General features: G+C 25.6%; 2 protein-coding genes and 1 pseudogene. All 3 read left to right on the top strand.

Annotation, left to right across the window (positions count from 1 at the left end; genetic code table 11):
- Positions 1 to 117: 117 nt before the first annotated feature.
- The 3 genes and pseudogenes from FBE93_RS07635 (at position 118) to FBE93_RS07625 (ending at position 7,794) form a co-directional block, all read left to right on the top strand.
- The gene (locus tag FBE93_RS07635; protein ID WP_059110730.1) at positions 118 to 1,515 is read left to right on the top strand and encodes a PD-(D/E)XK nuclease family protein; all 1,398 of its coding nucleotides are present in this window, start codon (positions 118 to 120) and stop codon (positions 1,513 to 1,515) included.
- 60 nt (positions 1,516 to 1,575) lie between these two features.
- Positions 1,576 to 5,318, top strand: a pseudogene (locus tag FBE93_RS07630) (Eco57I restriction-modification methylase domain-containing protein).
- Position 5,319: 1 nt separating this feature from the next.
- On the top strand, positions 5,320 to 7,794 hold the full coding sequence (locus FBE93_RS07625; protein WP_002933306.1) for a pentapeptide repeat-containing protein: 2,475 nt from the start codon (positions 5,320 to 5,322) through the stop codon (positions 7,792 to 7,794).
- Positions 7,795 to 7,813 lie beyond the last annotated feature (19 nt).

The raw sequence follows: 7,813 nt of genomic DNA, 5'->3' as shown, positions 1-7,813 counted from the left end.
TCATTGCGGACTTGTTAAATTCTGCTTAACTCGCTTATAAAATTAATAATCAGTTTTTTAGTTTGTAATTAAAAATTTATTTACATGTAAAATTGTATAAAATTTGGGAAGTGATGCATGGAAAAATTTATTGAAAGATTACTTGAAGAAGATATTAAATTTGAAAAAGATGTAAGCAATGGTTTAAGTGATATAAATATATTTGATGCTTTGAATATTGAAACAAAAGAAAATTATCATTCTAAATTTATAGCTTATTTAATTGATATAAACAAGGATCATTATCAAAAAAATTTTGCAAAGGTATTTTTAGAAAAACTTGGTAAAAGTTTAGGAAATACTAAATTTGAAAATTTAAACATAGAAGATATAAAAAGTGTAGAAACAGAAGCCTGCATAAAAGATAATAGAAGGATAGATATTTTAATAACATTAAGTGATAAAAGATATATCATAATAGAAAATAAAATTTATGCAAAAGATCAAAAAAATCAATTGAAAGATTATATTAATTTTGTAAGAAAAAATATCAAAAATATAGAAGATTGTTATAAAAACATATTGACTATATATTTGCATCAAGACGAGTTTGCTAGTCCTAGCGATTATAGTTTGGGAAATTTTACCATAAAGACAAATTTGATTAAAGATAAAAATGAAAATAATGTTAGCTATTATTTGAAGATGGATTACATATGGATTAAGGAATGGATTGATGAGTGTATAAAAACATATGAAGAAAAGTTAACCAAAGATCAAAAATTTATTCTTGATATACAAAACATTATTTTTACTCTAAATCAATACAAAAGTATTTTACAATGGTATATGACAGATGAGTATACTCAAAGAGATGATGTATTAGAATTTATTTTTCAAGACAATATAAAAATGCAAAATTTAAAAAATGCTATGATTTTATATAGATATAACAAAAATAAATCAGAGCTTAAAAATTTAAATGAAGAAAAATATAAGAAAGCTAAAGGTATTATCCAGCATAAATGGAGTAACATCTGCGAATATATAATAGAAGAATTTTTTGATAGTTTTAAACATAAGGAAATTAAAATAGGTGATATAACTTTTATCGGCAATAAAATAGAAGAAAATCGTGTTAATCATGGTGTGTTTATATTTTATCCTATAGATTATAAGAGTGAAAGCATATATCTATGTATATATATTTATTTTAGAAAAAATTACTATGATACTGTTGGTTTGACATTTGAAATTTCAAATGATAATGAAGAAGATATAGAAAATGAAAAATATAAAGAATGTTTAAAATTATTTAAAGATGTAAAAGAAGAAAATGTTAGAAAATATCAAAATCACTATTATTGTGATAAATTAATAAACAATGAAAAATTAGAAGGAGAATACGCTTTTATTTATTGGTTGATTGAAAATCAAAATTCTAAAAAAGATTTTATTCAAATTTTAAATGATTTTTTTATTAAAAAACCTATACAGGAAGCATATAAAGGTATTAATGATATATTAAATTCTTAAAAAATTTTATATAAAAGTAAAATTTGATAAAATACAAAATATTTTTTATAAAGGTTAAAAATGCATTTCACTTTGCTAAATGAAAAAGATTTTTTCAACCCATACTACCGCAAAAAGCAAATCATGCAAAATGAATTTGATATATTTAACAAGGCTTTAATGCAATATCTAGAAAGACTTGAAAGTTCGCAAAGTGAAAATGAAGATTATCTTGTAGCTAATGCACTTAGTCCATTTTTAACCATGTTAAATTTCAAAACTCACATCAAAACCAAGCAAAAAGGCAAAAGTGAGATTGACTTATCCATGTCTAAAGATGAGTTTAGTAAAGACTTAGAAGTTCTTATTGAGGCTAAAAAGCCAAATTCAAAAGAATTTATCACTCATACAAAGGTAAATTCTAAAGCCTTACACGAGACTATTTTATATTATTTTAGAAATAGAGAGTATAGTTTTAGCTTAAAATTTATTATCATCACAGATTTTTATAAATTTTACATTTTTAAAATTAGTGAGTTTGAAGAGCTTTTTTATAAAAATCCAAGTTTTAAAAAACTTTTTGAAGAATTTTGTAATCCAAATTCACTTTTCAAAGGTAATACTGAAGAATTCTATAAAGAAGTAGCCAAACTCATAGAAAATTCCAAAGAAAACTTAAAAGGCTTTTTGATTGACTTGACGTTTTTAAAAGACAAACAAAAATCAAATTTTAAAAACCTAGCAAGTATTTATAAAACTTTTCATAGAGACTTTTTGCTAAGTGAGTTTAACCCCAACGATGCAAATTCACTCAACAACGCTTTTTACAAAGAGCTTTTATACATCTTAGGGCTTTGTGAGAGCAAACAAAACTCAAAACTCATCATCGCAAAAAGTGAAGAAAGTAAAGAAGAGCAAGGCACTTTCTACACCGCTATAAATTCTAAGCTTAAAGAAGAAAATTTTGAAACCATCTTAAAACTTTTGATCTTATGGCTTAATCGCATTTTGTTTTTAAAGCTTATAGAGTCAAATTTGGTGCGTTTTAATGATGATAAAAATTTGAAATTTTTAAATTTCAAAAAAATCCCTGATTTTGACAAGCTTAGCGAACTTTTCTTTGAAGTTTTAGCCAAAGAAAAAAGCACGCGAAAGAAAAGCGAATTTGCTTATCTGCCTTATTTAAATTCTTCTTTGTTTGAAAAACAAAGCATAGAAAACACGCTTGAAATTTCAAGCTTAAGTAATAACTTAAAGCTTTTTTACTATAAAAACACCGTGCTAAAAGATGATAAATGTAAGATCAAAAAAGGACAAGTGGGGCTTTTAGAATATTTGTTTGAATTTTTAGATAGTTTTGATTTTGGTAGCGATGATGAACAAAGCGAAATTCTAAGCCAAAAAGAACTCATAAGCTCAAGCGTTTTAGGAAATGTGTTTGAAAAACTCAATGGCTACAAAGAAGGAAGCTTTTACACTCCAAGCTTTATCACTTCTTATATGTGCAAAGAAAGTATCACAAAAATCGTGCTTGATAAATTTAATGCTAAATTTGATCTTGATGCTAAAAATATAAGCGAACTAAGAAAGTCTTTAAGAAAAGAAGATAAAAAGATACAAAAAGAGCTTTTAAACTCCATAAAAATTTGCGATCCTGCTGTAGGAAGTGGGCATTTTCTAGTTTCTGCTTTAAATTGTTTGCTTAGCATTTATGATGAGTTAAATCTTTTTGATGAAGAATTTTACCTAGAAGTGCAAAATGATGAAATTCTCATCACAGATAGAAAAGGCGAGTTTATAGAGTATAAACGCCCAAGCACACCTAAAGATAAAGCTCATCTTATACAACAAGAACTTTTTCATACCAAAAAAGACATCATAGAAAATAATCTTTTTGGGGTTGATATCAATCCCAACTCTTGCGAGATCACGAAGCTAAGGCTTTGGATAGAGCTTTTAAAACACAGCTTTTACCAAAACTTTGATGATGAGAATTATCACGATCTTAAAACCCTACCAAATATCGATATAAACATAAAATGCGGGAATTCTTTGGTGTCTTACTTTGAAATTGATAAAAGCCTAAGTCACTATCCAAACATCAAAGAACGCATGAGCAAATACAAACGCATAGTAAAAGACTATAAAGAGGGTTTTTACACTGATAAAAGTCAAATCAACCAAGAGATAAAAAATCTCAAAATGTCTTTTAAAAATTTCTGCTTTGCGGATAAATTTAAAAAAGAAATGAAAATCTTTAATGATAAATGTGAAAAATACTCTAAAAAATACGGAAATTTCTTAGCTATAGATGATGAGAATTTAAAATTCTTTGTTAGTGCAAATTTGACTCTTTTTGACTTTGATGAAAAAGAAGCCACAAAAGAATTTAAAAAACTCAAAGAAGATTATAACGCCATTTTTAACCTAGAAAGCAATCATCCTTTTGAATGGCGTTTTGAATTCCCTGAAATTTTAGATGATGATGGAAATTTCAAAGGCTTTGATCTAATCATTGGCAATCCGCCTTATATAAGACAAGAAGAGCTTAAAGAGCTAAAACCTCATCTAGCTAAAAACTATAAAGTTTATAAAGGCACGAGTGATATTTATACTTATTTTTATGAATTAGGATTTAACGCTTTGATAAACGGGGGGGGGTATTGAATTTCATAACCTCTAACAAATACACGCGTGCAGGATATGGGGAAGCTTTACGTGAATTTTTGCTTAAAAATGTAAAGATTTTAGAATACACCGATCTAAATGGTATAAAAGTTTTTGATAGTGCTACCGTGGATACTTCTATACTTTGTTTTGAAAAATCAAAAAGCAAAGATAATAAATTCAAATACCTTTCTTTAAACAATGAAATTTTAAAAGCTTGTGCTTATGACATTGGTCTATACAAGGACTTTAAAGAGCTTTCGCAAAATTCTTTAAGCAAAGAAAGCTTTACTTTTAGTGATGAAAATACCAGTGCTTTAAAGGCTAAAATTGAAAAAATTGGCACTCCGCTTAAGGACTGGTATGGGCTTAACATATATCGTGGAATTTTAACAGGCTATAATGAAGCCTTTATCATCACTACTGAAAAAAGAAACGAAATTTTAGCAAATTGTAAAGATGAAGCTGAAAAAGAACGCACCGTTAAACTCATACGTAAAATGCTACGCGGACGCGATATAAAAAGATATAGTTACGAGTGGGCGGGACTTTGGGTGATAAATACTCACAATGGTTATAAAAGCAAAAATGGAGAAAAAGTAGAAACGATAAATATAGAGCATTATCCTAGTTTAAAAAAGCATTTTGATGAATTTTATCCACAACTAGAAAAAAGAGCTGATAAAGGCTTGACTCCTTATAATCTTAGAAATTGTGCGTATATTGAAGAATTTGAAAAAGAAAAGATAGTGTATCCGTGTATAATGTCAAAAGAACCTTGTTTTTCTTATGAAACAAATAATTCTATGGCTATGGCTCCAGCCAATATTATAACGTTAGAACCAAATATTTTAAAATATTTAATTGCTTTTTTAAATACTGATTTTATATATTTAATGCTTAGAAAATTTTATATGGGCGGTGGTATAGAAGGTGAGTTAAAAACAAATAATTTAGAAAAACTTCCTATACCAAAAATAAATTCCAAAAATGAAAAATTAGTCGATGAACTTATAAATTTAGTCGATGAAATTTTAAAAGCCAAAGAACAAGATAAAAACGCAAATACCCAAGAACTAGAAAATAAAATCAATTCCATCGTTTATAAACTCTATAACTTAACTGAAGAAGAAATAAAAATCATAGAAGGGAAATAATATGTATAAAGGAAGAGATGATTTAATTTCACCAGAAGAAGCAGAAAAAGGCGTTGAAATAGTTTCTAAAATATGCGGAGTTGATAAAGAAAAAATACATTATCCGACCGTGGAATGCAATGGTGTAAACATAAGTAATCAAGAATTTGATTTTTTTTCTACGGGCTTGTTAGATACAGATTTTAAATATGAAATTAAATTCACTAACTGCAAATTTGGCTGTCTTGAATATTTTTGCTTATATAAAACAAGCAATAGCTTTTTAATTTTTGAAAATTGTGAATTTGATTATATATGCTTAAATAATGATTTGGTTACCAATAATACATTTGAATTAAATAATAAATTATATTTTTTTGATTGTAAATTTAATGAGAATATTGACATTGGAAAAGTTAATATTAATGCTGAAATAAAATTTAATGGTTGCATTTTTAAAGATGTTTTTTATTTTAATGTTAAAGAATATTTGGCAAGTATTAAAATAAAAAATTGTACTTTTTATAAATCATTTTTTATGTTAGGTTCTTTTAAAAATGAAGCTCGTTTTGATAATTCTATATTTAAAGATTACGCTGATTTTCATGAGTGTGAATTTGAAAAAACTGCTAGTTTTTATGGAGTGAGATTTGAAAAAGCTCCAAATTTCAGTGCTTGTTATTTTAAAGAACCAAAAGCTGTAAATTTAACAAATGTAAATATAGACAAATTAGATTTTAAATCATTAGAACAATATATAAAAGATAATTATCAAGATGGAAATTATAAAAACGCAATTAAAAATAATGAAAAAATACAAAAAGATGAAAAAGAGCTTTATAGGATTGAAAATGAGCATAAATTAAGATGTGCTAAAAATTTAAAAGATTCTTTTAGGGTTATAAAAGATGTTTTGATAAATCAAAATAATACTTTAGAAGCTCAAGAATGGCATAAATTAGAACTTTATGCGAAAGAGAAAGAATTGGAAATTCAATTAAGTAAAAATAAAAATGACAATTTAAAAAAAGAATCTAAAAATCAAGTATATAATCCTAAGGATTATGAAAAATTTAATTATTCAAAAATTATATCTCTTATAATATTTTTATTAAAAACAATTGGATATTTATCTGTAAATATATTAATAATTATTGAGTTAGTTTTGGTCGCTCCATTTTTTACAATAATGTTTTATTGTGTTTATGTTGTATTTTTTATATATAAAATTTTGACATTTATTCTAAAATCATTTTATCCTTTAGATATAAATAAGTTTATAATCTTTTGGAGGATAAAATTTAATAAAATTAAAAGAAAATTGATAGTTTCCGGAAGAAAGATGCTAGATTTTACTTTGTGGTTTGATTGTGTTTTGTTGCAAGTTTATAGGAATACTAGCAATCACCATACAAATTTCTTAAAAATTTTAAATTTTACGATTTTAATGATTTCATTGTATGCTTTTATGGGTTTTGTATTTTCAAAAACCATAAATTTTATATCATCCTTTAATTCAGTATCGATAATTATAGCAAATTATTTTATTTTGTTTGCGTTGATTATGGTGTTTTTTAATGTCAAAAGACAATTGTATCAGCAAGGCAGTATTTTGTTTTTCGGTATTTTTGGCATCTTTATAATATTGATGATGTCGTTTTTATTGCCTGTATATATTCCAACCTTTTGTTTCTTAGTTTATTTTGCAAGTATATTATTTTTCTATCTTTTATTTCTCTGCGAGATTAAACTTTTTGTTTTTATTTTAAGATTGGTAGCTTATGGTTGTTTGATTGTAGTTATTATTTTAAAACCACAACTTATCAATCCTTTTGTAGGAATTTTTTCATCAGATAAGCTTTATGAAAGTCAATTTGAAAAAAGTTTAAATGATTTAAATGCGAGTGCTATTGTAAATCTAGCAAGCATATTGCAAAATGATTTTAATCTCCATTTAAAAGATCAAAATATTTCTTTTACAGAGTTAAATTCAGCTAAAGCTTTGATAATGGCAAATAAAGAAAAATTAAAAGAAATTTTATCTAAAGTGTATAATGATAAATATGAAAGTGATTATAAAAAGGTTTTAAATGAACTAGAAAATAACACATCAAATGTAAAAAATATCATAGAAGAGATAGACAATAAAAACAACAATAGCGTTGTATCTGCTCAACTTAATAAATTTTTAAAATTAAATTTTAGTCAAGAAATAGATATTTTATATGCGATAAAAAGTAATTTTTCTATATCTGAAAAACTATCACCTGAGCAAATGGCTCTTTTTGATCAAAAAGACAGTCAAGATAAATTAAAAAGTGTCTTGGCTCTTTTGAAATTTAAATCAAGTTTTGAAGGGATTTTAAAGATTATAAATCAAGACGAGATTACAGAAAACACCATAAAATCCACTGGTGTTTTATATGGCATTATACTTTTGCTTTGTATATTTTCACTCCAAAAAACCGCACGAAAAAATTCCATAGTGCCAAGCTAAGCCTTAAAGCTTAGCTTGA

It is taken from the genome of Campylobacter sp. CFSAN093229, from assembly GCF_011068225.1.
GTDB lineage: Bacteria > Campylobacterota > Campylobacteria > Campylobacterales > Campylobacteraceae > Campylobacter_D > Campylobacter_D jejuni.
This window is presented reverse-complemented; position numbering and strand designations above follow the sequence as displayed.

Bases quoted from the DNA above. Each gene is read 5' to 3' on its own strand.
- FBE93_RS07625 (WP_002933306.1), top strand. From the start codon at position 5,320: ATGTATAAAGGAAGAGATGATTTAATTTCACCAGAAGAAGCAGAAAAA.
- FBE93_RS07635 (WP_059110730.1), top strand. From the start codon at position 118: ATGGAAAAATTTATTGAAAGATTACTTGAAGAAGATATTAAATTTGAA.